Source organism: Gordonia sp. 852002-10350_SCH5691597 (assembly GCF_001665715.1).
GTDB classification, from domain to species: domain Bacteria; phylum Actinomycetota; class Actinomycetes; order Mycobacteriales; family Mycobacteriaceae; genus Gordonia; species Gordonia sputi.
In genome coordinates, this window is sequence record NZ_LZMO01000042.1 from 15,120 (window position 1) to 39,884 (window position 24,765).

Below are 24,765 nucleotides of genomic sequence, written 5' to 3' on the forward strand. Positions count from 1 at the left end.
GCCTCCAAGGGGCTGGTGCGGGCGAAAAGTTGTCAACGAGGCGTCGGGCTGTTTCAACGCCGTGCCCTCGACACTAGACGCCGGGCCGATATGGCGCAGAAACTTTCACTGACCAGCAAGAAGGGGCTGGACGGCAAAATCAGTACAGCAGGAGTCAGTACAGCAGGGGGCCGAGTTCGGCGGCGAGTTCACGACAGCGGGGCACGAGGGAGGTGATGGCATCCAGACGCGCAGAGAACCCCTTCACCGTGACCGCGCCACGGACCACGCCCTCGACGTCGAGGATCGGTACGGCGATCGACGCCTCGCCGTCGAGCATCTCGTCGACCGAGACCGCGTAGCCACGTTGGCGGGTCTCCTCTACCTGTGCTGCGAGTTCACGCATCTCGACGACGGTCGACTGTGTCAGCGCGGGAAGCGTTGGTGGCAGGAGCTCGCGCCACTGCGAATCCGCTGCGAGCAGAAGCTTTCCCGCGGCCGATGCGTGTAGCGACCGGATCATCTCGTGCTCGGCGGCCAACGGATGGTCGGGGTCCATGTCGACGATCCGCAGGGTCGCGGGCCGAAAGTGCATGACGTACACACCGAAACGCACTGATGCGCGGAACTTCTCGCAGAGTTCTTGTGCGCGACTGGACATGTACGGGGTAACCGCGGAGTGCACCATGGTGTTCAATCTGTTGCCCAGCGCGAAACCCCGCAGATCCGCGGTCCGCACGAGGTACTCCTCGACGGCCAACGTGTTCAACAGGCGATAGATGTTAGCGGGCGGCAGATCCAGGCGGTCCGCGATCTCGCGGCTCGTCGCTCCCGGCCCGAGATCGCCGACCGCCTCGATGATCTGCATTGCCCGCGCTATCGACTCCCCTGCGCCGGGACGTCCCATCCCCATCAGCGCATTCCCGGTAACGCCAGCACGTCGTCGCGGCTCGTCTCGTCGAACACCCCGACCCGCGCGAACCGTGCGGGCCACCGCGCATAGATCATGACCACCGCGACGGCCACGACCGCCACCGAGCCGAAGAAGCACAGGAACATCACGCGATCACCGGTGTCCGACATCGTTGCGCCCAAACCGAGAAGGATCACCAGGCACGACGCCGTTCCCCAACTCGCCACCAGCAGGGGGCGGGTCGGCTCCCCCATGCGTCGCAACAACCGTGGCGCCGCGAGGCATGCCGCGACATAACTACCCATGTAGCCCAGTGCGCTGAGGGTGAGGAAGTCACGGACGCCTTCCTCGGGATCGCCACCGCACCACAGGAACACCAACGGGCCGAGAGCCACCACCGATGTCGCGATCGCGGTGGCGACCGCAGGTGTGTGAAGTCGACGATGCGTGTCGCCGAACTGACGCGGGATGATGTGCTAGCGCCCCAGCGTGAACAGCACGCGCACAAGCGCATTCACCGACGCAAGCGCGCACGCCAGGAACGACGTCGCGATACCGACGTCGAGAATCACTGCGGCGAAGGGACTTCCGTCCGCGAGGAAGAGCGCCGCGAGCGGTGTGCTGCTCTCCCGTACCGAATCCGGCGCTCCCGCCATCGCCGCCGACTGACTCGACACGGCAAGCAGATAGATCACGCCTGCGAACAACGGTGTCCACAGCAGTGCACGCGGTACCGACCGGAAGGGTCGACGCGCCTCGGCGGACAGCGTCGTCGAACTCTCGAATCCGACGAATGCACTCACTGCGACAACCACACTCAGCGCCAGCGAGCCATCAGGATTCGGGTGCGCACTGGATAGCCGCCATGGTTGGTCACGATGGGTGTAGCCGAGCCACACCATCAGACCGGCCATCACGACCACCGCGAGCAGCTCGATGCAGAGGGTCACCACCGCCGAGACCTTCACCCCTCTGATCATGACGAAGGCCATGGCCACGGCGGCGAGAACAACGATCACGCTCATCGTGACGTGCGATACCTGTTGTGTCACACCGACGCTGATCGCGAGATGATTCGTGTACAGGCCGACGGCCATGAGACCGGCGATACTCACGGCGGTGTAGCCGACGACCGCCGACCATGCCGTCACCATCGCCGTCCTCGCGCCATACGCCTGAGCCACATAGGAATAGAGACCACCGACCACAGGAACGCGTTGCGCCATCGGCCGGATGCAGAGTGCGACGAACATGATCACCACGAGCGCGGTCAGGAATGCCGCAATACTTCTCACCCCACCTGCCGCCACGATCACGAAGAGTGGCGTCACGGCGGACGTACCGGCAGGCGCGATCGCCGCGACAGACTGCGCGACAACCGCTACGAACGGGAGCTGCCTGCGGGTGAGCCCGCCTACCGGCGACTCGTCGGCGATCAGTGGTACCGAAGGCACGGGCGGCGAGGGAACCGATGAGGAGGAAGTCGAGGTCATGATCGCGTTCACAGTGGACCCCCGACGTTGCGTCGCGGCTACTCGAGGTCACGGCCGCGTTAACCGGAGTGAGATACGTACTACCCGGCAGTGAGCAATAGATCCAGGTCACGAGAGCCACGCCACTCGGACGTCACTCTCCGGACCCGCGTGTGACAGACAGGTAAATCCACTCGCGAGCGGCCGCTGACGATCTTCGCAACCAGTGCAACGTTGAGGCGATCCGCCGGTCACACCTGCCTCCTAGAGTCATGCCATCGCTGCCGGATCGCGGTGGCGGTGACGAATCACGACGGCCGGGGCAAAGGGGAACCATGTCGGCATCACAGGCGGTACGGGGCGTTGGAAGTGCCCCCCATCCACACGAGCACTCAACGGGGACAGGATCACATGACACGCCTGGGAGCGTCCAGCGCTCAGGCTTCCGCAGACGTTCCGTCCTCGTCGGGGGAGTTGCCGCGGCGGCGGTGGGTGCGGTTGCGCTGCAAGGCGTGACGGGGGCCGCACCCGCTGCGGCTGCGGGCCGCGACCTCGACCCACACGACAAAGACATCGCGTTCGCAGGTGTCGTCGAGATCGCCAAACGCATTGCGGCAGGCGAGTTCACCGCACGACAGATCACCGACTTCTTCCTGGCTCGGATCGACATGCTCAATCCGACGTTGCGCGCGTGGACAATTCCGCTTCACGAGCGCGCCCGCGCCGAGGCCGACGCTCTCGACGCGAAGAAGGCCAGCGGCGCACGCCTCGGTCCACTGCACGGCGTGCCGATCGGGATCAAAGCCGAAAATCACGTCAAAGGCGTCCCGACGACCTACGGCGGCGCGGCGTTCACCAAACCCTCGACCGACGACGCCGAGGTGGTGAAGCGCCTGCGCGCGGCGGGTGCGGTCATCCTCGGGATCACGGCCATGCCGGAGTTCGGCATCTGGCCGTTCACAGAGACGTCGGCACATGGATACACCCGAAACCCGTGGAACATCCTGCACTCCACCGCAGGGTCGTCGGGAGGGACCGCGTCGGCGGTGGCGTCGGGCATGGTTCCCGCAGCGATCGGTGGCGACGGTGGCGGATCGATTCGCCTGCCGTCGTCCTGGTGCGGCTTGTACGGGCTGAAACTCCAGCGTGGGCGAGTGTCGGCAGCACCCAACGTCGACCTGTGGAAGTCTCTCGTGTGATCGGCCCGCTGTGCCGGAAGGTCGAAGACACCGCGCTGATTCTCGACTGCATCCACGGCAGTGTCGCCGGGGTGGATCTCTACAAGGCCGATCCGTGGCCGTACACACTCACCGAGGCGTTGACGAAACCTGTTCGGTCACTACGGATTGCGATCTCCACCGCGCAGCCCGCCGGCACGCACCTCGACGACGACACACGTCGCGCCGTGCTGCAGACCGGCGCCATACTCGGCAAGCTGGGCCACCGCGTCGTCGCACACGATCCGGTCTACCCTGCGACACTCACCGCAGCGTTCCAACCGCAGGTTCTCGGCGGATTCAGCACCGAAGCCCGCCGCGCCGACCACTACGAGCTGCTCGAGCGACGCACCCGCGAAGGCGTCGACATCGGGCGCAGCACCGGCCTGGCGTCGGATATCGCAGTGGCCAAGGCCATCGAACTCAGCAAGACCGTCGGAAAGCAGATCCTGGCGTCGGTGTTTCCCGCCTACGATCTGCTGATCTGTCCGACAACGCCCGGAAAGGCTTATCCCATAGGACAACTCGACGGCGCGGGGTTCGTCGAGGCATCGTCCAAGGCGTCACCGGTCGCGGCATACACCTCCGTGTGGAACGTCGTGGGCAACCCGGCAGCGGCGGTACCCGCCGGCTTCTCCGGAGGCCTGCCGTTGAGCGTGCAGCTCGTCGGCCCCAACAACAGCGAACCCCTGATCTGTCAGGTCGCGGCGCAGCTCCAAAAGGCTCGGCGCTGGCCGGACCAGACGCCGCCGAACAGCTGAGGCCGGGACTCCATGCGTCGTTATCTCACAACGCTGTTCACCGTCGCGATCGCGACCGTCGCCGCGCTGGCAGCGACGGTCGGCGCGACACCCACCGCCGCAGCGTCCACGAGCTATGCCTCCGACACCCGTGGCGTCGGACCGGAGATCAGAGGGTTTCAAGCTGCTTTCGCCTACCCATTCCCGGAGGCCGCGCCCGCGGGCGCCAACGACTGGGCGTGTCGTCCGACGGCCGCCCATCCTCGACCGGTTGTTTTGGTCCATGGCACCTGGGAGGGCGCGTTCAGCACGTTCGCCCGTCTGTCCCCTGCCCTCAAGCGCGCCGGATTCTGCGTCTTCACACAGAATTACGGCCGTGGCGGCATCGCGGAGGGCGGCGCACTGTCGGTGATTCCCGGGCTATACGGGACCGGCCCCGTCGAAGACTCGACCCAGCAGCTCGCACAGTTCGTGCAGCGCGTACGACAGGCAACGGGAGCGAGCCAAGTCGACGCCATCGGCCATTCGCAGGGCGGCGTGCTCATCCGGCGTTACCTCAAGTACAAGGGCGGTGCCGATCCGGCCGACCCCGCGCACAACGTGATCGCGCACGTGGTGACACTCGGCGCCACCAATCACGGCACAACACTGAGTGGCCCGGGCGCGCTCGCCGCGGTACTGCGCGACGCAGGCGTCAACGTTCAACCATCCATCACAGCCATTGCGGGAAGCGCGGGGTACGAGCAGCTCGTCGGATCGTCGATGATCACCGAACTCAACCGTGGCGGTGAGACTTTCGCAGGTGTCGACTACACGGTGATCGGCACCCGCTTCGACCAGTTCTCGACTCCGTATTCCGCCACGTTCCTGACTGCCGGTCTCGGCGCGAGGGTCAACAACGTCCTGCTCCAGGATGGCTGTCCGGTCGACGTCTCGGGGCACTCCGTGATGACGTACTCACCGCGGGCGATCTCCGTGACGCTGCGCGCACTGGGAGTCTCGACGCCACTCGTCTGCGCCGTCCATCCGTGGAATCAGGACTGGGGGTTGACCGGATAGCCCGGTAGGTCGAAACCGACGCCCGTCGCCTTCTCCGCAGCTTCCCAGAGTGCGCGAGCGAGGCGGAGGTCGTCGGTTTCCTCCGGTGGCGCGACCACTACCGGCGCACCAGACAGTTCCAGGAATCCTCCCGGGCCGATGTACTGGCCGCCGAGCAATCCGGGATCGGTCGCGGCACGCACAGACGACAACGCGCCCTCGGCGGGGTCCATGATGAACGTGCGTCGAACCCACCGCAGGGTCGGTGTGGTGAACAGCCAGCTCAATATGCCCTGATCGCGCATCACGCCGCTATGGGTGGCACCCGGATGCGCCAGGACCGACGACGGCGCACCGTCGCCGAGCAACGCGAGCCGGCGCTGCAGCGCGATAGCGAAGATCGCCTGCGCCAGTTTCGACCGCGAGTAGGCGGCCGCGGCGCTGTAGCCGACGTCCATCGCGAGGTCGTCGGGGTCGAGTCGCCCCACCGACGACAACTTCGAGCACACCGACACGATGCGGGCGTTACGAGCTGAACGAAGCGGGCCGAGCAGCAGCCCGGTGAGCGCGAAGTGTCCGAGGAAGTTGGTGGCGAAGTCCATCTCCACGCCCTCTTTCGTCAGTTCACGCTCCGCGCGCATCACCCCGGCGTTGTTGACGAGAATGTCGATCGCCGGAAAACGCTCGACCAACTCGTCGGCGGCGCGGCGCACCGAAGCCAGCTCACTCAGGTCGACCTGGACGATCTCGACGTTGTGAGCGATGTGGTTGTCAGGAGCGATCGGGCCACCGGAATTGCCCTCCGCGACGATCGCATCCCGCGCGCATTCCGCGGCCTCGACGTTGCGGCACGCCAGTACGACCCTCGCTCCGAGACCTGCGAGGTGGCCCGCTGTCGCCAGACCAACGCCCGAATTCGCGCCCGTGACCACAGCGGTACGTCCGGACAGATCCGGCGCATCGGACAGCGACCACCGCGATTCACCCATCGCTGACTCCTCCCACGTCGGATATTCGTACGATCTCACACGCTCAGGCAAGGATCGGGCGCAGTCCCGCGGGCACAATGGACATGCGAACTCTTCGCCGAACCATGTGTCCACCCGCCCCTGACCCGTCACCCCAACACCCCCCACCCGACACCAATGCCGAGGACCTTGTCTCACGTGGCCACCCCCCGCACTGTGCCGTCGCCCCGCCGCGCCCTGACGATCGCCGCGCTGGCTTTCGCGTGCACGGTGGCCGCGGCGTGCTCGACGCCGTCGCACGAGTCGGTGGGTGCCTCGACTCCTGCTCCCTCAGGTGCCGTACCCGCGACCGCCAAGGTGTCGGCCGCTGTTCCCCGAGGCGCAGCAGCCAAGGACATAGACAATCAGGCGGCCGAGTCGAAGATCGCGCTGCATCGCTACTTCTACGCGGTATCGACCGGGCAGGCCGATCCTCGACAGAACTGGATGGACCTCTACCTTCCGCCTCGGCAGGGCAAGGTCCCGCTGGTCGTGCTCATCCACGGCGGGGCATGGCAGGCCAAGATCGGGGCGGGCACGTTCGCCACCTTCGCGCGACGCCTGGCCGAACGCGGACTGGCCGTGGTCAACGTCGAGTACCGCCGGGTCGGCAATGGCGGCGGCTGGCCGACGACCTTCGTCGACGTCGCGTCGGCAATGGACGCCATCCCCGACCTCGCGAAGGCCTATCCCCAGCTCAACCTCAGCAACGCCGTCGCCGTCGGACACTCGGCAGGTGCGCAGCTCGCGGTGTGGGCGAGTACGCGACAGGATCTGCGTCAAGGCGAGGTCGGCGCATCCCCGACGTTCCGTCCGACGACCGTCATCTCGCTGGCCGGCCCTCTCGACATGCGTCGAGCCGTCGCCATGGGCGACAAGCGCATCGTGCGCGTACTCGGCGGCACGCCTGCCCAGGTTCCCGACCGTTACGCGTCGGTCGACCCGATCCAGAATCTCGATCCGCAGACACCGGTCATCGCGATCGCCGGAACGTCGGATCATGTGGTGCCGCACGTGCTCTCGCAGGATTACGTCGCGGCGGATGCGAAGGCGGGTGGGCGCGCACAGGCGATTATCATGCCGGGACAAACACATTCGTCGCTGGTCGATCCGAAATCAAAGGCATTCGAGCAGATCCTCGAGCTGATCACCCGCGTCACCAACGACGCGCACGCCAACGGTTCCTGAGGCCCCCCGCACCGGCCGGCTCCACGGACACGAACAACGGGCCCCGACCACAGATGTGTGGCCGGAACCCGTTGCGTCAGAGAAGTGTTGCGAGTTGATCAGGCGGGAACTGCGCGCGAGCTGAAGCTTCCCACCGGTTCGAACCGGCCGAGCACGTCGTCGGCAGGCTCGCCCGACACGGCCGAGATGAAGCCGAGCACGTCGTCGCGATCACCAAGTGTGAGAAGCGGATTGGGATCGGACAGCAGGCCGAACAGCGCCGAGGCGACGTCGACGTTGACCGCTGCGGCCGGGAAGGCCAGTTCGAGGTGGGTCGCGTAATCGGGGTCGCCGAGGTAGAGCCTCGTCACCTCGACGGACGCGTGTCCTCTTCTCTCCCAATGCTTCTCGAACTCGTCGACCAGCCACTGCGCGGAGAACTCAGCCGACGGGTCGTCGTCGAGGCGCGCCTTGGCGGCCTGCACCAGTTCGGCGACTTGGATCAGTGAGTTCTGCGCACCCTGCCCGGCAACCGGATCGACGGCGATCGCGGTGTCGCCGATCGCCGCGACGACGTGCCCGCTCTTCGTCGTGCCGACGGGCTTGCGGACGGTTGGGGTGACGCCACCCTTCAACCACGAGTACGGATCGGCGTCGATGACCTGGAGTTGGTGAATCGCAGGGGCGTCGGCGGGGAACCATTCGTCGAAGATGTCGACGATCGCCTGCCGCGCTGACGCGGAGTCGGTGACGTTGTCGATCAGGGGCGCCCACGCGCCGTCTGGCTTGGCGAAGACGATGAACGACCACGTCGCACCTGCGTCCTTGTGCAGGAAGGGACCGACGAAGATCTCGCCGTTTTCGCTGTCCAGGTTGAACAGCGACTGACGTTCGCCGTCGGCTGCGCGGTAGGCGAACGTGTCGGGCCCGTGGTCGAGCCCGGTCAGCGTGACCTGCAGCAGCCGACGTTGCGGCTCACGGTAGTGGGTGCGCTCGTCGTCGACGGGGAAGAACGAGGCGAGCCCGCCCTTGCCCGTGGCGACGAGGGTCAGGTCGTTGTCGGCCGCGATCTCGTCGAGACGGTCGGGGTCGACGGCCTCGACCTCGAAGCGGCCGCCGCGCTCGAGGAAACGACCGAGCCGGTCATCGGCGCGTAAGCGCAGGTCGACGGCCTGCGCGACGTATCCGTAGTCGGGGTTGAATTCGAGGACGTCGACGCGGTCGGTGCCCTCGCCCGAGGAGAGCCGAACGCTGATGCCGGTGGTGTTGCCCACCTCGTAGAGGTCGTCGATGATCTGTGCGTCCCAGTCGCGTGAGCTGCCGAACAGCACGCCGACGCCGGTCGGTGGGACCTTGTCTCGCAACGACTCTCGATCGCGGTCGCTGTAGAGAGTGACGTCGAATCCCGCGTCGAGGAAGCCGAGCGCAGCGCTCGTGCCGGTTACTCCCGCGCCGACGATCGCAACGGATCGACGTTTCTGGTCTGCCATGTGTGCTCCTTTGGGTCTGGACTTTTCGACGATGGACACAGCGTGCGCGATGCTCTGTGGCGGGAAAAGACTTAGAAGCATGAAGGCGCAAACCTCCCGCGCCGACGGGGTCCGCAGACCGGGTCGTTCGCCGCGCTACCATCGCTGCCTGTGAGTTCCACGCTTTCCGACGCCGGGATCGCCGCCGGCACCCCGAACGAGGACGCCGCGACCGGCAACACCTCGGGGTACCGCCTCGACCTCGATGGTCTGCGGGGTATCGCGATCGCGCTGGTCGCGATCTTCCACGTGTGGTTCGGACGGGTGTCCGGCGGCGTCGACGTGTTCCTCACCCTGTCCGGCTACTTCTTCATCGCCTCATTGCTCAAGCACGTCATCGCGACCAACCCGCCGAACGTGTCGTGGCGACGGGCGGTGAATCCGTGGCCCCGCTTCTGGCGGCTGGTACGTCGTCTCTTGCCCGCGCTGCTCGTCGTACTGGCTGTCATCACCGCGCTGATCGCACTGATCATGCCCAGAACCCGTTGGGGCCCTTTGGGTTCGGAGATTCAGGCGAGCGCGCTCTACTACCAGAACTGGCATCTCGCGTTCGACTCACAGGACTACGCCGCTGCGGATTCGGCGAACAGTCCGATGCAGCATCTGTGGTCGATGTCGATGCAGGGCCAGTTCTTCGTGCTCACGCTCGTGTGCATGCTCGCGCTGGGCCGCGTCCTGAAGTTGCTCGCACGTCGCACCTCGGTGTTCGGCGAGGCCCGCGTCATACGTGGCATCGTCGGCGTCGCATTGCTTGCCGTCGCAGTCGTCTCGTTCGCCTGGGCGGTGTACCGCCACGGCGTCAATCAGCCGTTCAACTACTACGACACGGTCGCGAGGCTATGGGAACCGCTCGCAGGCGGGCTGTTGGCCGTGGCCATCCCCCAACGGCTCACGCAGGTACATCGCAACCGACTGGCGATGCCCGGTTGGCTGCGCGACGTCGTCGGTGTTGGGGCCCTCGCGCTCATCGTGAGCTGCGGCTGGTGGATCAGCGGGGTGTCGGAGTATCCGGGCGTCTGGACGTGGATTCCCGTCGGCGCAACACTGGCCCTGATCTGGACGGGTTCACCCGCCGCCCGCGACGCGGCGTCGAACGACGCAGGGCTGATCAGCCGAGCGCTCGCGCACCCGCGGCTGGTGTGGCTCGGTTCGGTGGCCTACGCGCTCTACCTGTGGCATTGGCCGCTGCTCATCTTCTACCTCGCGTGGCGCTTCCAGGACGACGTGAGCTGGTACGAGGGCACTGCGATTCTCGCCGTATCGCTGCTGCTCGCGTGGCTGACGACCCGGTACATCGAGGCTCCGCTGCGATCCGGACGGAACACCGGTTTCGGTCGCTCGTATCGGGTCGCTCTCACCGCCGTGCTCGTAATCGCGACGATCATCGCAGGCACGACGGCCGTCGTCTGGCAGCGGAACGCAGCGAACGCGACGGTCAACACCGACAACCTCGACCCCCGGCTCTACCCCGGTGCGCGCGCGTACCTCGACGGCGCGCCGACGCCCCGCGTCGACCCGCAGCCCACCCCGGAGGTCGTCGACAAGGACTGGCCGATCACCTCGTACGACTCGATGATCAGCGGCTGGAAGGACCCGACGATCAAGGTCGGCGTCTACGGCGATCCCGCCGCCACACGCACCGTCGCGCTGGTCGGCGGATCGCACGCGGAACAGTGGATCACCGCGCTCGACGCCGTCGGCAAGCAGCGCGGATTCCGGGTCACCACCTACCTGAAGGTCGGCTGCGCGTTGACCACCTCCCACGTATTCACCTGGTTCGGGCAGAAGTACTACCAGTGCAACGACTGGTCACGACGCGTGATGGGCCGGTTGGCCGTCGACAAACCCGACGTCGTGTTCACCAACAGCACACGGCCCGTCGAGAACGGTCCCGGCGACACCGTTCCCAAGGACTACACCGACATCTTCACGCAGTTCCGTGACCGGGGACAGCGGGTCGTCGCGGTGCGCGACAACCCCTGGGCGCACGGCAAACTCAAGCCGCCGGAATGCCTCGCACAGGGCAAGAAACCGCAGGTCTGCGGCGTCGACCGGGATGTAGCGATGGCTGAGGCAGACCCCGCGCAGGCCATCGCATCGCAGTATCCGAACATGTCATTTCTCGACTACACCGACGCGATGTGCAGCCCGACCTACTGCCCGGCCGTCGTCGGCAACATCCTGGTCTGGCACGACTACCACCACCTGTCGGCGACGTTCGTGCGCAGCCTCATCCCCGCGGTCGACGCCGATCTGGGCCGTGCGCTGCGGTGGTGGTGATCTCGACAGGCTCGATCAGCATCGGCGGTGAGACTCGCTGACAGCTACGTCTCAGGGAGCGTCCAGACTGCACTGATAAGCTCATAGTCGATAACGGGAGGATCACGGCCCATCAACGCGATGGTGCCGCAATGTTGACGCAAGGGGCGGGCATCGAGGCTCGGGTACCCGGTCGACTGACGAGATCCGGCCACGAACACCGTCCACGAGAACTGTCAGGGGCTGAGTCTGAGTATGTCGACGACGTTGGTTTCGCGTGCAAACGAGTCGACGGCCGTCGCCGACGCCTCGGTTACGCGACCGACTCGCCGCCCCTATCTGCACCAGGTCGACCTGATCCGAACGGTGACGTTCTCACTGGTCATCTTCGTGCACTGCCTCACGCAGACCACCAACGAGTTCACCAGCATGCCGGTCAACACCACGTCGCTGCTGCTGCACTTCACGCGCAACACGTTCTTCGCACTCACCGGCTTTGTGCTGATGTACCAGAACTTCGACAAGCAAGACTTCAGTGCGCCGACGTTCTGGAAGCGTCGAATCAAGCTGGTGATCTATCCGTACGTGATCTGGTCGGCCGTCTACTGGGTGGTCAACATGTGGCTGGCGGGCAAGCTCACCGAGATCCCGACGAGCCTGACCAACTTCTTCTACCAGCTCAGTTGGGGCCTCTCCGGGTTCCAGATGTACTTCCTGTTCGTGATGCTGCAGGTCTATCTGATCTTCCCGCTGGTGGTCTGGCTGCTGCGCGCAACCACCGGGCATCACCTGGCGCTACTGGGTGTCAGCCTGGTGCTGCAGTTTGCCGTCGCCGCGACCATCACGCATTGGAATCCGCCCGCGACCGTCGCGGCCCACTGGTGGCACAACTACGCCACGTTCGTCCCCTATCAGTTCTTCATTCTGTACGGCGCTGTCGCCGCGGTGCACCGCAAGCAGATCGGCGCATGGCTGCAGGGCAAGGGCTGGTGGTTGTTCGGCGCGCTGCTCGTGACCGCGGCGATCGCCGTCGGCTCGTACATCGGGGGCGTCTTGTTTGCGGGCAAACCGGTGCACGACAACAACTCAGCGTTCTACCCCGCCTTGGTTCCGTTCCTGGTCGTCGCGATGACCTGCCTGTACGCGGTTGCCCTGCACTGGGCCGAGAACCGACGTGAGTTCACCCCGCGGTTCGCGCGGGCCGTGAAGTACGCGTCCAATCGCTCGTTCCCGGTGTTCCTCGTCCATGTGCTGGTGCTGACGATGATCATGTACCCGCAGCGCAACGGCACGTCGTGGGTGCGTGACGCCATGGGTCAGCCGTGGTCGACCATCGTCGTCTACCTGGGCACACTGGCCGGGTCGCTGCTGCTCGTCGAGATTCTGCGCCGACTCCCCGGCGCGCTTTACCTGACCGGCCGCCCGCGGATTCCGTTCCGTAGCCCGCGCGCCGACTCCGCGCCGAGTGCACCTGCCGTCGTAGGGGTTTCGTAGTAGGGGCGTCGTCGTAGGGGTTTCGTAGACGCGGCTCGTTCTGGTGAACGCGGTCGGTACACCAGACGCGTCTGCCGAATCGGGCGGCGTTTTGCTGGCAGGCGCGGGCGTCAGAGAACACTGAGCAACGCTCGGGGTCGAGCGAGGAACGTCTCCCGAATGTGGTTGCGCGCCAACGTCCAGCACGAGCACGGGCACTGCGCCTCGACGCCGAGCGCGTCGATCCCACGTGCACGACACAATGCGATGGCGCGCGAGACGTGAAAGTCCTGCGTGACGATCACCACCGCATTCGACGCCGCCTCGCCGATCACCTCGGGTAGCCGTCTGCAACTGCGTTCGGTGTCGTACCCGGCGGGGTCGTCGACGATCACTGACGCGGGCACGCCGTGCGCCTCGAGGTAGTCGCGCATCACGGCAGGCTCGTCGCCGGCATCCGCATCGCCGTTGCCGGAGACGACGACGCGCGCGACGGCGCCCGTCCGGTACAGCTCGAGCGCCGTGTCGAGGCGTCCCCGCACATACGAACCCGGCTCGCCGTCGGAGACCAGGGAGCCGAGGACGAGCAGGGTCGACCGGTTCGGGATGCGCTGCGCGTCGACGATTCGGCCCGACGACGCCACGAACACCCAGGTCGCAGCTATCGTAACGACGAGTTCGCCGACCACGAGGAGCACAAGCAACAATCGACCCGCAACGCTGCTGATCCGCGATCCGGTGTTCACCGCTCACACGCTAATCAACGGCGATCGGGGAGATCTGACGTGTGGTCCATGCGGCACGGTGGATACTGGTGTGATCAACCACTGATGCTCTGGTCGTTGTGACCATCATCAATCGTTGTGACCATCATCAATCGTTGTGACCACCGTCGTCGTCGAACAGAACCCAGGGGGCCTCATGTCATACATGCCCGTTACCGCGTCGATGTTTCTGCTGGCAGAGACCCGCGATCAACCGATCCACGTCGGCGGACTGCAACTGTTCATTCCTCGCGAGGGCCAGTCGTCCACCGAACTGGCCGAGGAGATCTTCGAGACGTTCTACTCCTGCACCGACGTGCATCCGCTGTTCCGCAAGCGGCCGGCGCAACCTGTCAGCCTCGTCGGGTCGTTGATGTGGTCGTTCGACGACGAGATCGACTTCGACTATCACGTCCGCCGTGCCGTCCTGCCCCGTCCCGGGCGCATCCGCGAACTGTTCCGCTATGTCTCGCTCCATCACGGCACACTGCTCGACCGGAACCGTCCGATGTGGGAGGTCCACGTCATCGACGGTCTTGAAGACGGTCGCGTCGCGCTGTACACCAGGATCCACCATTCGATCGTCGACGGCGTATCGGCTCTGCGGCTACTGGAACGAACACTGAGCGAAGACCCCGACGACCGGTCGGGTACCGCGCCGTGGAATCCGTCCTTGATGCGACGACGCCCCAAACCGACGGCGCCCGCCAAGGGATTGCTGTCGCGAATCGGCGACATCGCAGGCACCGCAACGGGACTCGCGGGTGAAGTCGTCGGACTGGGCGCGGCCGCGGCAAAGGTCGCATACACCGCATTCACCGATGACGCCTTCGTCCCGCCACTGCATGCCGCACCGAAGACAATTCTCGACGTCCCCATCGGCAGTGCCCGGCGGTTCGCCGCACAGCGGTGGGAGCTCACCCGTCTGCGCGCGATCGCCGACGAAATGGACATCACCATCAATGACGTCATGGTCGCGATGTGCTCGGGCGCGATGCGCGCCTACCTGATCGACCAGGACGCCCTTCCCGACGCACCACTCATCGCTGCGATGCCGGTCTCACTGCACACCGACAACGACGCCGACGGCAACAACATCACCGCGATCATGGTGAATCTCGCTACCGACCAGCCGGATCCGGAACGACGCCTGGCCACGATCATCGCGTCGACCCGCAAGAGCAAGGAAGTGGTGCGGAGCCTGTCTCCTGTGCAGTCAATGGCGTTGGGCGCGGCCAACTTTGCGCCACTGGCTCTCGCCACCGTGCCGGGATTCGTGCGGTACACGCCTCCGCAGTTCAACCTGATCATCAGCAACGTTCCCGGCCCGAAGACCGATATGTATTGGAACGGGGCCAAACTCGACGGTGTCTATCCGGCATCGATTCCGCTGGGCGGGCAGGCGATCAACATCACCGTCGCCACCACCGCCGACCACATCAACTTCGGGCTGACCGGCGCCCGCAAGGAGGTGCCCAGCCTGCAGCGGCTGCTCACCCACCTCGACACCTCGTTGGAGGAGTTGGAGAAGGTCGCGGACGTGGGCGCATGATCCCGACATCGGATTGATTGCAGTGCAACGTGTTTCAGCACGGGTGCACCGAGTCGGCATAGTCGAGCCAAGTCGGCAGGCTGCTGACGAATGCGCTCCTGGTGTCGGGTGAACCGGCAGCACGCCAGTCAACGACATCTTTGATCTCGATCTCGTACTTGCGCCACTCGAACCAGTTGATCATCTTGAGCATCGGGTAACGCGACGGTATGTCGGCGGCGAAGACCTGCCGCCACCACGTCGACTTCACCGCGAGCTCCGAGGCACCCCGAGCCGCACGCGACGGGGTGTAGATCGCGGCGGTCTCGACAATCGCCACCGGCTTGTGATGCTCCGTGCCGTAGATCCGATAGAAGTTCGGCACGGTGAGGTCGTGACCCGCGCTTCCGTTGTAGCGACCCTCCAGCATGGCGGCGAACTTTCCGGGTTCGCTTACGTCATTGTTGCCCCACGGACGGCGATTTCCCCAGTGGTACAACGAGATCCCCACCCAGTCGACCGCGTCGTCGCCCGGATAGTACGGCGCATATGCATCGTCGGATGCGGTGAGTTTTCCGTCCCTATTGGTGTCGGTCAACCGGAAGCTGTCTGTTCCGATACGAGCCATGTACTTTCCGCCCTCGAATGGATACCCGCCACCGTAATTCGGCGCCCACATCATCGCCGTCCCCGGCGCTTTGCGATGGACCATCTCGGCCACCCGACGGAATGTCTCGACGTATGCCCTGGGTTGCTGACCCCACGCGTACCAGGAACCGTTCATCTCGTGTGCGAATCGAAGTACGACGGGAACACCCGAATCGTTCAGCTTGCGCAAGTCGTCACCCAGACGACCGACGACACCCTCAGTGATCGCCGCCAATCCGGCATGAGGCTCCAGGGTCAGCACCATGATGCCGCGTTCGTCACGCACCTGCGCGGCGGCGGCGACAGTATGTGACCAGGTCTCGTTGTTGTACGGGATGTCGGAAAACTGCACAGCCACCGCGGGGGCGTGTCCAAGGTTGTCTTGATGTTCTCGGAGGCTTTCGGACTGCCAGTCGAGATTGACGCCGAACAGGACTCCCGAGGCCGGGACCGCCCGATGGAAGTCAGTGACAGCGCAGGGCGGTGTCGGCTTGGGCAGGTAGTGCGTGAACAGGGCACCCGCGGCCCCGACACCGATCACCATGGCGATGATCGGGATCAGTGCGGATGGGCGTCGCCGACGGCGCCGCGACCACCGCTCCGCGAAGCCCTGCTCCGCCAGGCCATCTGGAGGCGTTGTCTCGCTATCGATTGGCGGGCTGGTCATGTCATGCCACACTTTCCTCACCAGTGCTACCGAACGGAACGGACCTGTTGTGAGACCACGTACACGGACAGAGAATGTCGACGTCGCGCGTATCGCCATGCCGCTCGTCGCATTCATCCTGGTGCTCGCGCTCGGTGCTTGCAGCAACGGTGGCGACTCCACAGCTCCGCACCACATTCGTTGGGGCGCTTATCTTCCCGACTTGAAGGGGAGCGACGTCGACTCCGACGCCGGGGTGGTCGGGGTGACGACCCGTGCCGATCGTCCACTGGATCTGATCCTCACCTTCAGCGGACTCAGCGAGCCCGTACCGAACGCGGATCTGGCTAGAATCGCCGAGACAGGTGCTGTTCCGATCGTGAGCATCGAACCGTGGAACCCGTCGGGCGGTGTCAACCAATCGGACTACCGACTGTCGCGGATTGCCAACGGCGCGTTCGATTCCGACCTTCGACGGTGGGCGAGGGGCCTGAAGGATTTCGGTCGGCCGGTGATCGTCCGGTTCGCCCACGAAATGAACGGCGACTGGTACCCGTGGGGTATGCACGTGAACGGCAACACTCCACAGTCCTACATCGACGCCTGGCGTCACGTCCGATCGATCCTGACTTCGATTGATCCGCACAATATCTCGATGGTTTGGGCGCCGATGGCTGCGATTTCGGGCATCCCTGGGTTCGACGCCGTCTACCCCGGCGACGGCGAGGTCGACTACCTGGGGATCGATGGCTACAACTGGGGCAACGATGGAAAACACGGTTGGGCCTCACCGGAATTCATCTTCTCGGATGCATTTGTCAGCCTCCGCCGACTCGGCGCCAAACCCATCCTGGTCACCGAGGTGGCATCCGCCGAAGACACAGATCCAGCACGAAAAGCCACATGGATCCACGATTTTGTCTCGCTCGTCAGTCGCGAGCCAAACGTCGACGGCTTCGTATGGTTCCAGGCGAACAAGGAGCGAGACTGGCGCTTCAATTCGACCCCACAGAGCGAGGACGCATTTCGGTCCGCATTAAACGCGGTCCCCGCGACCTAGCGTCGAGTACGCGCCGTTCACGGATCAGCGCCGCGTTTCTATCCGGGTAGAGCACTAGTATTTCGCCCAACCCGAGTGCGTCGAGCGCGTCGGCGACGGCGGGCGAATGCCCGAAGATCCGCAGATCCGCGCGGTGCCTCCGTGCCGACCGAACCGCATTCATGAGATCAGCCATACCCGACGGCGTCACACGGGAGACACCGCTGACGTCGACGAGCACCAGCGTGACACCGTCCGCACACAGCTGGCCCACATCGTTGTGGACGCTCGAGGACACGTCCCACACACCGATCACGGCGACGTCGGCGATGTCGGATGAACCCGTCGTGGCATCCACCCCGGCGGACTGATCGGACCGAGCCGCGTCATCCGCGCCGTTGTTCGTCACCATCTCAAATGACTCAGGGAGCGTTGCCTCCAGACCGCTGTTGGTCGATTCCGACGCATCCTGCACCTCGCGAGTGGCCGAGAAGAGGCGCCTACGACGTGCGAATCGCGCACTGCGCGTCACTGTTTGGATTCGCCCCTGATCGCGGTCAGCCGCTGCGGCACGGTCGGTGTAGAGGACCATGACCCTATTGAGATCGAGTGCGTCGAGTGCATCCAGTATCGCCACCGATGTTCCGTAGATACGCAAATCGGCCTGTCGCGACCGTGCCCAACGTACAGCGTGCATGAGTTCGGCCATCCCGGACGGTGTCACCGTGGTGACCTTGCCGACGTCGACCAGCACCAGACGGGCGCCGCCCGCACATGCGCGGGCAACGTCGTCACCCAGACGCGACTTCACGTCGAGCCGGCCAGACACCCGGACATCGGCGGTTTGATCGTCGAACTCTGCGAATGCTTCGTGGGCCAGTGACATGTTTTTCTCCAGGATTCAGGGGGCTGGGAGGCCGTCAGTCAGGTGGAACGTTGTGACGCAGGGCTTTTGGTCAACACAGAACCATCGACACACTGGTCGATCGGGTCGGTGGGCGTCGGGCGATAGTGGGCGGCACGGACCACGGACGAAAGTAGGAGGAGATCCAGTCCGACCCATCCGAGCGACAGGAAGGTCGGGAATGTCTCGGCGTCGCCGTGGCTCCAGCGCAGGATGCCGACGACAGACGACGCGACGAGTGCACACATGGCGACGACCTGCGGGATGATCGGTCGGTAGTCGATCCGGGCGTCGACCTGCTCCTTCGAGGTCACCGAGAAGGAGATGTGGCGTCGGAAGAAGACCGCCGCGGCGGCCGAGAGGGTGGCCGATATCCAGATCGGGAACAGTGCGAACGACATCTGCTGCCCACGCCACAGGCCACCGGACCGGTACCCGGCCACTTGGAACAGCAACTGACAGCAGACGAAGAAGGGGATGAACCTGGCGAAGAAGTCCAAGGGGTAGGCGTTCATGGGGAACACACCGAGCGTGAAGTAGATGATCGGCGCGGCGATGTAGACCACCGCCGCAAACCCGTTGAGGTACGAGGTCATGGTGGCCAGGTACATCAACCGCTGCGCGAGCGTCAGCCCGGATTGGAAGAGTGGGTTGTCGGCGAAGAAGACCTGCATCGACCCGGTGGCCCATCGCTGACGCTGGCCGAGCATTGTCGCGAGGTCGTCGGGTGCGAGACCTTCCACCAAGACCTCGTGGTGGTAGACGCTCTCCCAGCCCATGGCGTGCAGGTGCATCGCGGTCGCCATGTCCTCGGTCACCGTGGCGGTGTTGATCGGCTGGATCGCCAATGCCTGGTCGATTCGGGACACTTCCACCAAGTCCATTGTCTTGTGCAGTTCGTCGACGACCTCTTCCGGTAGCCACGGGTGTGAATCAAGGACGTCGTGAATACCGGCACGCAGCTCGAAGGCGACCTCGCCGACCGGTGCGCCACGCCGCAAACTGCGTCGCGCGCGACGCACCACGTCGAGCGCATCCTCGAGCGGGATGCGCAGTCCGGATCCATGCCCCACTTCGTTGATGAGGCCCTCGAGGCGCGCCCATTCGTCGCGAATAGCCTTTCTGACCTGAGGGTCAGCGCCACGCGAGTATGTCCGCAGGCCCAGCGCCATCAGAGCCTCGCGCCGCAGGACGGCGTTCGACCCGCAAAAGAATGCAGCGCCCCAGCCGTCCTTACCCTGCTGGATGGGGCCATAGAACAGTTCGGCCTGACTACCAAGCGGATCGGACTCTGGCACATTCCAGAAGTACTGCGGCGTCTGCACGAAGGCCACGGCATCGTCGTCGAAGTAGCCGAGGACGGCGTCGAGGAACTCCGGCTTGGGGACCTGGTCGGCGTCGAGGATCGCCACGAACTCCGCGTCGGTCAGAAACAACGCATTGTTGATGTTGCCGGCCTTGGCATGTCGCTGACGCCCGTTCCACTCCTCGCCTCGTGTGAGGTATCCGACGCCCAGCGCGGCAGCCGCTGCCCGGAACTCCTCGCGATCACCGTCGTCCAGGATCCAGGTGTTGTGGGGGTATCTCACCTCCCGCGCGCCGATCGCAGTGCGGACCACAAGCTCAAGGGGCTCGTTGTAAGTGGTGATGAATACATCCACGGTTAGGCCCGGTCGCGCCGCAGGCGGAACCGGCCGCTCGCGCGCATTCCACATCATAAATGCGAAAAGAATAGACTCAGAAAGCGAGTACGTTTCCGCAATAACTAATGGAATAGCAATCCACCATGCGGACCACGCAATAGTGTCGCTCCATCGCCAGAATATATAGGCACAGCCGAAAGAAACCACAAGAACGGCAATGATTCTGACGACAAACAGCCGCGCTGGCCCCACGGTCCCCACCTCCGAGTTGGCATCGATCCCCCACAACATCGACCCGCCTCGTCGCAGCTCATCCACGATTCTTGCCCAGTTGACCGACACCCGCAACCCGCCGTACTCCGTCTGGTGTACGTGCTTAACTTCTTTACCTGATTACTAAAATTCGTGTGTCGCACGAAATGCTTCGGGTCCCCTTTTTAATGGACTTGAATTCTGCTTTCCATCGAGACGCACACCGCTTTCTGAGAGATATGTGGCCCGAGTCACTCTATTTGCGGTACCGCGCAGCGAGTCGCCCGATCGAGCGAAATCGCACCGTCGGGACAACAGGGGAGGCTCACATCACCCCGGAACTGACTGGATAGTCAGTTACTCGTGAGTATCATTCCTATATCGCAACGCCTGGTACCTGCTCCAGGTAAGGGCAACCTTGGCAGCGCGAAGAACCGGAGAAGAATTACGGTTACCTGTAGTAGACGTCCGACCCCGCGCACGTCAGCCCTGCGCGGCTAGGTCGATGATCAATATGAGAGGGGCCGGGACGCCGTGAATGCCACGACGATCACCATCGGCACTATTGCCGCGGTCATCAGCTTGTTCTGTTGGGCCAGCTTCCTACGCGGCGTGTGGACCATGGTGCGCGCGATCGCCCAGGGCCAGAAGGTCGACAGCACCCGCTACTGGCCTGTCGGTCCACGACTGTGGACGATGCTCAAGGAGTTCGTCGGCCACACGCGCATGGTGAAGTTCCGGACCGTCGGCTGGGCGCACTGGCTGGTGATGTTCGGCTTCCTGATCGGTGCGATCTTCTGGTTCGAGGCATACGGCCAGATCTTCGACCCCGAATTCCACTGGCCGGTGATCGGCGCGTGGAACGTCTACATCTTCGCCGACGAGGTGCTCGGCCTCGGCACCGTGATCGGCATCATGGCGCTGATCATCATTCGCCAGCTCAACCACCCGCGGATGCCCAAGCGCCTGTCCCGCTTCTCGGGTTCACGCTTCGGCGCCGCATACTTCGTCGAGCTCGTGGTCCTGATCGAGGGCCTCGGCATGATCTTCGTGAAGACGTTCAAGATCTCGTCGGGCATCGAGGACCCGCCCATCTGGACGTCGTTCTTCACGCACTACTTCGCGCAGCTCTTCGAGGGTTCGTCGGTCTACTGGGTCACCGCGGCCGCTGTCGTCAAGCTGATGAGCGGCATGATCTGGTTGGCAGTCGTCGGCGCGAACATCGACTGGGGCGTCGCGTGGCACCGCTTCGCGGCATTCTTCAACATCTATCTCAAGCGTGAGCAGGACGGCGGCGTCGCACTCGGTGCTGCCAAGCCGATGATGAGCCAGGGCAAGGTCCTTGACATGGAGACCGCCGACCCCGACGTCGACGCGTTCGGTGCAGGCAAGGTCGAGGACTTCTCGTGGAAGGGCTGGCTTGACTTCACGACGTGTACCGAGTGTGGTCGCTGCCAGAGCCAGTGCCCGGCGTGGAACACCGGTAAACCGCTGAGCCCCAAGCTGCTGATCATGTCGCTGCGCGATCACGCACAGGCAAAGGCGCCGTACCTGATCGCAGGCGGACGCAAGGACATGGGCGGCGACGAGGTCGGGCTGGTCGACGCCGACGGCAACGTCGACGAGGCCAAGCTGGCAAAGATCCCCGAGTCGGCGCGTGCCGAGGCGTCTCGCAAGCTGGTCGGCGAGTCCAAGGGGCTCATGGGCGGCGGCGAGGGCATCGTCGACGAGGACGGCGCATTCGACCCCGAGCAGCTCGGTGCGGTCATCGACACCGAAACCCTGTGGAGCTGCACCACGTGCGGTGCGTGCGTCGAGCAGTGCCCCGTCGACATCGAACACGTCGACCACATCATCGACATGCGTCGCTACCAGGTGCTGATCGAATCCGACTTCCCGACCGAACTCGCCGGGATGTTCAAGAACCTCGAGAACAAGGGCAACCCCTGGGGGCAGAACGCGTCGGCTCGCACCAACTGGATCGACGAGATGGACATCGAGATCCCGGTCTTCGGTGCCGACGTCGAATCGTTCGAGGGTTTCGAGTACCTCTTCTGGGTCGGTTGCGCAGGCGCATACGAGGATCGCGCGAAGAAGACCACCAAGGCGGTCGCCGAGCTCCTCGACATCGCCGCGGTGAACTTCATGGTTCTCGGCGAGGGCGAGACCTGTACCGGCGATTCGGCACGACGTGCAGGCAACGAGTTCCTGTTCCAGATGCTGGCGCAGCAGAACATCGAGACCATCAACGGGGTTTTCGAGACGGCGCCGACGCAGCGCAAGAAGGTCGTCGTGACCTGTGCGCACTGCTTCAACACGCTGTCGAACGAGTACCCGCAGCTCGGCGCGAAGTACGAGGTGGTGCACCACACGCAGCTCCTCAACCGCCTGGTGCGGGAGAAGCGCCTGGTGCCGGTGGCACCGATGGGCGAGGGCGTCACCTACCACGACCCCTGCTACCTGGGACGCCACAACAAGGTCTACGACGCTCCACGCGAGCTGATGGAAGCATCCGGTTCGACGCTGCGCGAGATGCCTCGCCATGGCGAACGGTCCATGTGCTGTGGCGCCGGTGGTGCGCGCATGTGGATGGAAGAGCAGATCGGCAAGCGGATCAACATCGACCGCGTCGACGAGGCTCTCGACACCCTGGCATCCGCGAAGGGTGCAGGTGGCAGCAACGACGAGGCACCGCAGAAGATCGCGACGGGCTGCCCGTTCTGCCGCGTGATGCTGACCGACGGCGTGACCGCACGGACGTCCGGCACCGAGAACGAAGGCAAGATCGAGGTCGTCGACGTCTCGCAGATGCTGCTCGATTCGGTCAAGCGTGGTCTGCCAGAGGTCAAGCGGGGCGGACGTTTCCTCGGACCGGTCTCCAAGCCCGCGCCCGAGCCGGAACCCGAGCCCGAGAAGGTGGCTGCCGCCGCTCCCGCCGCAGCCGCCGCGGGCGCTGCTACCGACGCCAAGCCCAAGCCCAAGGTCGGGTTGGGGATGAAGGGCGGCAAGAAGCCCGGCGCCGGCAGCGCAGCGACCAAGGCTCCTGCAGCGTCGACCGAGACAGCGTCGGCACCTGCCGCATCGGCGGAGACGACCGAAAAGAAGCCTGCCTCCAAGGGCTTCGGCATGAAGGGCGGCATGAAGAAGCCGGGCGCGGCGGCCAAGCCGGCGTCCGCGCAGCCCGCTCCTGCGCAGGCCGAGTCGTCGGCGGCGGTCGAAGACGCGGCAAGTGATACCGCAGCAGCGAGTGATGCAGGTGCGGCAAGCGCCACGGCCGATGCACCGAAACCGGCCAAGGCCAAGGGATTCGGCATGGCTGCGGGCAAGCGCCCCGGGGCCAAGAAGCCCGGCGCAGCGAGCACCGCTAATGCGGCCGCAGCCGACGCGGGCGTCACGGCCGCCGCGGAGAACAAGGTGGCGGAGACCGAATCCGCACCCGACGCCGCTCCGACCGCCGACACCGAATCAGCCACGGCTGCAAGCACTTCCGCAGCCGCAGTGACCGAGGACAAGCCCGCCAAGGCCAAGGGCTTCGGCATGGCCGCGGGCAAGAAGCGGCCGGGAGGCGCCGGATCGGGGGCTGCGAGTCCTGCCGCCCCGACTGCAGAGGCGTCGGCACCTGCGGCAGCTGAGTCCGCTCCGGCGGAGAGCACGGCGGCGGAATCCGCTCCGGCACAGCCCGAGACCGGTGGCGAGGCCAGCGCTCCGGAAGAGACGACTGCCTCAACGACGTCGACTGCTACGGCCTCGGCCGCAGCGGTGACGGAGGAGAAGCCCGCCAAGGCCAAGGGCTTTGGCATGGCCGCAGGCAAGAAGCGCCCGGGCGGGGCGTCGGCGCCCAAGGCCGCAGCTCCCGCAGCTTCGACTCCTGAGCCGGAAGCCGCTGCACCGGCAGAGTCGGCCGAGGCGTCCACGGACACCGCGACCGAGGGCGAGTCAGCGTCGTCGAACGGCAGCGCCTCCGAGATCGGCACAGCAGTAACCGACACAGCAGAAACCGGCACAGCAGAAACCGGTGCAGCCGATGACGGCCGCACGATCGCCGAGACCGGGGCGTCGAAGGCCAAGGGCTTCGGCATGGCCGCGGGCAAGAAGCGACCCGGCCAGCGCTGATCGACCGCCCGTCAGAAACACGCGTTTCTGACACCTGCGAGTGAAGTTTTCCTCGCAGGTGTCGCAGGCGCGTGTTTCTGCATTTCCGACGGCCCGAAAAAATCGATTTGCCTGCGGCTGAGACAATTGAACCCGTGAGTAGGCCGTATGTATCGCACCTGAACCAGAACCTCAAGCCGTTGGAGCAGTCCGAGAAGCTGCAGAACGTCTGCTACGAGATCCGTGGGCCGGTGCACGCGCATGCGGCGCGACTCGAGGCCGAGGGCCATCGGATCATGAAGCTGAACATCGGCAACCCGGCCCTGTTCGGCTTCGAGGCCCCAGACGTGATCATGCGCGACATGATCCACGCGCTGCCGTACTCGCAGGGGTATTCGGAGTCGGCCGGCGTGCTCTCGGCGCGACGCGCGGTGGTCACCCGCTATGAGCTC

The 24,765-nt window shown here is 65.0% G+C and carries 18 protein-coding genes and 1 pseudogene; 10 read left to right on the top strand and 9 right to left on the bottom strand.

Annotated elements, in window-relative coordinates:
* Positions 1-154 precede the first annotated feature (154 nt).
* The 3 genes from A5777_RS03135 to A5777_RS03140 form a co-directional block, all read right to left on the bottom strand.
* Positions 155-886, bottom strand: a complete 732-nt coding sequence (locus tag A5777_RS03135; protein WP_231894717.1) for an IclR family transcriptional regulator — start codon at positions 884-886, stop codon at positions 155-157.
* Positions 887-891: 5 nt separating this feature from the next.
* Positions 892-1,287 carry a hypothetical protein gene (locus A5777_RS25190; RefSeq protein ID WP_231894920.1) on the bottom strand — a complete coding sequence of 132 codons (396 nt, stop codon included), beginning with the start codon at positions 1,285-1,287 and terminating at the stop codon, positions 892-894.
* Between the two features lie 81 nt (positions 1,288-1,368).
* Positions 1,369-2,346: an APC family permease gene (locus A5777_RS03140; RefSeq protein ID WP_231894921.1), complete on the bottom strand. Its 978-nt coding sequence runs from the start codon at positions 2,344-2,346 to the stop codon at positions 1,369-1,371.
* Positions 2,347-2,876: 530 nt separating this feature from the next.
* On the opposite strand from A5777_RS03140, the gene A5777_RS25625 reads away from it, so the two are divergent.
* Genes A5777_RS25625 through A5777_RS03150 form a run of 3 tightly spaced genes read left to right on the top strand, consistent with a single transcriptional unit; the run spans position 2,877 to position 5,380 of the window.
* A complete protein-coding gene (locus tag A5777_RS25625) occupies positions 2,877-3,563 on the top strand; it encodes an amidase family protein (protein ID WP_267626580.1) in 687 nt (228 codons plus the stop codon).
* Positions 3,545-4,342, top strand: a complete 798-nt coding sequence (locus tag A5777_RS25630) for an amidase family protein (RefSeq protein WP_269446981.1) — start codon at positions 3,545-3,547, stop codon at positions 4,340-4,342. The genes A5777_RS25625 and A5777_RS25630 overlap by 19 nt, the downstream gene beginning before the upstream one ends.
* A 12-nt stretch (positions 4,343-4,354) precedes the next feature.
* Positions 4,355-5,380, top strand: a complete 1,026-nt coding sequence (locus A5777_RS03150; RefSeq protein ID WP_064861582.1) for an esterase/lipase family protein — start codon at positions 4,355-4,357, stop codon at positions 5,378-5,380.
* On the opposite strand, the gene A5777_RS03155 is transcribed toward A5777_RS03150, so the two are convergent.
* Positions 5,356-6,348: an oxidoreductase gene (locus A5777_RS03155; RefSeq protein ID WP_064861583.1), complete on the bottom strand. Its 993-nt coding sequence runs from the start codon at positions 6,346-6,348 to the stop codon at positions 5,356-5,358. The genes A5777_RS03150 and A5777_RS03155 overlap by 25 nt on opposite strands.
* Positions 6,349-6,525: 177 nt before the next feature.
* On the opposite strand from A5777_RS03155, the gene A5777_RS03160 reads away from it, so the two are divergent.
* A complete protein-coding gene (locus A5777_RS03160; protein WP_064861584.1) occupies positions 6,526-7,554 on the top strand; it encodes an alpha/beta hydrolase family protein in 1,029 nt (342 codons plus the stop codon).
* Positions 7,555-7,652: 98 nt separating this feature from the next.
* On the opposite strand, the gene A5777_RS03165 is transcribed toward A5777_RS03160, so the two are convergent.
* Positions 7,653-9,023 (bottom strand): styrene monooxygenase/indole monooxygenase family protein, encoded by a 1,371-nt coding sequence (locus A5777_RS03165; protein WP_064861585.1) that lies wholly within the window; start codon positions 9,021-9,023, stop codon positions 7,653-7,655.
* Between the two features lie 150 nt (positions 9,024-9,173).
* Between A5777_RS03165 and A5777_RS03170 the strand changes: the two genes are divergently transcribed.
* Both A5777_RS03170 and A5777_RS03175 read left to right on the top strand, forming a co-directional pair.
* Positions 9,174-11,342 (top strand): acyltransferase family protein, encoded by a 2,169-nt coding sequence (locus tag A5777_RS03170; protein ID WP_064861586.1) that lies wholly within the window; start codon positions 9,174-9,176, stop codon positions 11,340-11,342.
* Positions 11,343-11,576: 234 nt separating this feature from the next.
* Complete coding sequence (locus A5777_RS03175) at positions 11,577-12,815, top strand: acyltransferase (protein WP_064861587.1); 1,239 nt, start codon at positions 11,577-11,579, stop codon at positions 12,813-12,815.
* Between the two features lie 110 nt (positions 12,816-12,925).
* On the opposite strand, the gene A5777_RS03180 is transcribed toward A5777_RS03175, so the two are convergent.
* The gene (locus A5777_RS03180) at positions 12,926-13,498 is read right to left on the bottom strand and encodes a SanA/YdcF family protein (protein ID WP_064861594.1); all 573 of its coding nucleotides are present in this window, start codon (positions 13,496-13,498) and stop codon (positions 12,926-12,928) included.
* Positions 13,499-13,715: 217 nt separating this feature from the next.
* Between A5777_RS03180 and A5777_RS03185 the strand changes: the two genes are divergently transcribed.
* Positions 13,716-15,110 carry a WS/DGAT/MGAT family O-acyltransferase gene (locus tag A5777_RS03185; RefSeq protein WP_064861595.1) on the top strand — a complete coding sequence of 465 codons (1,395 nt, stop codon included), beginning with the start codon at positions 13,716-13,718 and terminating at the stop codon, positions 15,108-15,110.
* Between the two features lie 34 nt (positions 15,111-15,144).
* On the opposite strand, the gene A5777_RS03190 is transcribed toward A5777_RS03185, so the two are convergent.
* Positions 15,145-16,404 carry a glycoside hydrolase family 26 protein gene (locus A5777_RS03190; RefSeq protein WP_231894922.1) on the bottom strand — a complete coding sequence of 420 codons (1,260 nt, stop codon included), beginning with the start codon at positions 16,402-16,404 and terminating at the stop codon, positions 15,145-15,147.
* Positions 16,405-16,453: 49 nt separating this feature from the next.
* Here A5777_RS03190 and A5777_RS03195 point away from each other — a divergent pair, with 49 nt between their 5' ends.
* Positions 16,454-17,443: a glycoside hydrolase family 26 protein gene (locus A5777_RS03195; RefSeq protein ID WP_231894923.1), complete on the top strand. Its 990-nt coding sequence runs from the start codon at positions 16,454-16,456 to the stop codon at positions 17,441-17,443.
* Here the strand turns inward: A5777_RS03195 and A5777_RS03200 are convergent.
* Both A5777_RS03200 and A5777_RS03205 read right to left on the bottom strand, forming a co-directional pair.
* Positions 17,379-18,308 carry an STAS domain-containing protein gene (locus A5777_RS03200; RefSeq protein WP_064861590.1) on the bottom strand — a complete coding sequence of 310 codons (930 nt, stop codon included), beginning with the start codon at positions 18,306-18,308 and terminating at the stop codon, positions 17,379-17,381. The two genes, A5777_RS03195 and A5777_RS03200, sit on opposite strands and share 65 nt — an antisense overlap.
* Before the next feature lie 38 nt (positions 18,309-18,346).
* Positions 18,347-20,260, bottom strand: coding sequence for a glycosyltransferase family 2 protein (locus A5777_RS03205; RefSeq protein WP_064861591.1), 1,914 nt, complete (start codon positions 20,258-20,260; stop codon positions 18,347-18,349).
* A 495-nt stretch (positions 20,261-20,755) separates the two neighbouring features.
* Here A5777_RS03205 and A5777_RS03210 point away from each other — a divergent pair, with 495 nt between their 5' ends.
* Complete coding sequence (locus A5777_RS03210; RefSeq protein ID WP_064861592.1) at positions 20,756-24,334, top strand: (Fe-S)-binding protein; 3,579 nt, start codon at positions 20,756-20,758, stop codon at positions 24,332-24,334.
* Between the two features lie 134 nt (positions 24,335-24,468).
* Positions 24,469-24,765 (top strand): annotated as a pseudogene (locus A5777_RS03215) (aminotransferase); the annotation flags it as partial.

Excerpts from the sequence above, each read along its gene's own strand:
- A5777_RS03135 (WP_231894717.1), bottom strand. The coding sequence starts at position 886 with ATGGGACGTCCCGGCGCAGGGGAGTCGATAGCGCGGGCAATGCAGATC.
- A5777_RS03150 (WP_064861582.1), top strand. The coding sequence starts at position 4,355 with ATGCGTCGTTATCTCACAACGCTGTTCACCGTCGCGATCGCGACCGTC.
- A5777_RS03155 (WP_064861583.1), bottom strand. The coding sequence starts at position 6,348 with ATGGGTGAATCGCGGTGGTCGCTGTCCGATGCGCCGGATCTGTCCGGA.
- A5777_RS03165 (WP_064861585.1), bottom strand. The coding sequence starts at position 9,023 with ATGGCAGACCAGAAACGTCGATCCGTTGCGATCGTCGGCGCGGGAGTA.
- A5777_RS03175 (WP_064861587.1), top strand. The coding sequence starts at position 11,577 with ATGTCGACGACGTTGGTTTCGCGTGCAAACGAGTCGACGGCCGTCGCC.
- A5777_RS03185 (WP_064861595.1), top strand. The coding sequence starts at position 13,716 with ATGTCATACATGCCCGTTACCGCGTCGATGTTTCTGCTGGCAGAGACC.
- A5777_RS03190 (WP_231894922.1), bottom strand. The coding sequence starts at position 16,404 with ATGACCAGCCCGCCAATCGATAGCGAGACAACGCCTCCAGATGGCCTG.
- A5777_RS03200 (WP_064861590.1), bottom strand. The coding sequence starts at position 18,308 with ATGTCACTGGCCCACGAAGCATTCGCAGAGTTCGACGATCAAACCGCC.
- A5777_RS03205 (WP_064861591.1), bottom strand. The coding sequence starts at position 20,260 with ATGTTGTGGGGGATCGATGCCAACTCGGAGGTGGGGACCGTGGGGCCA.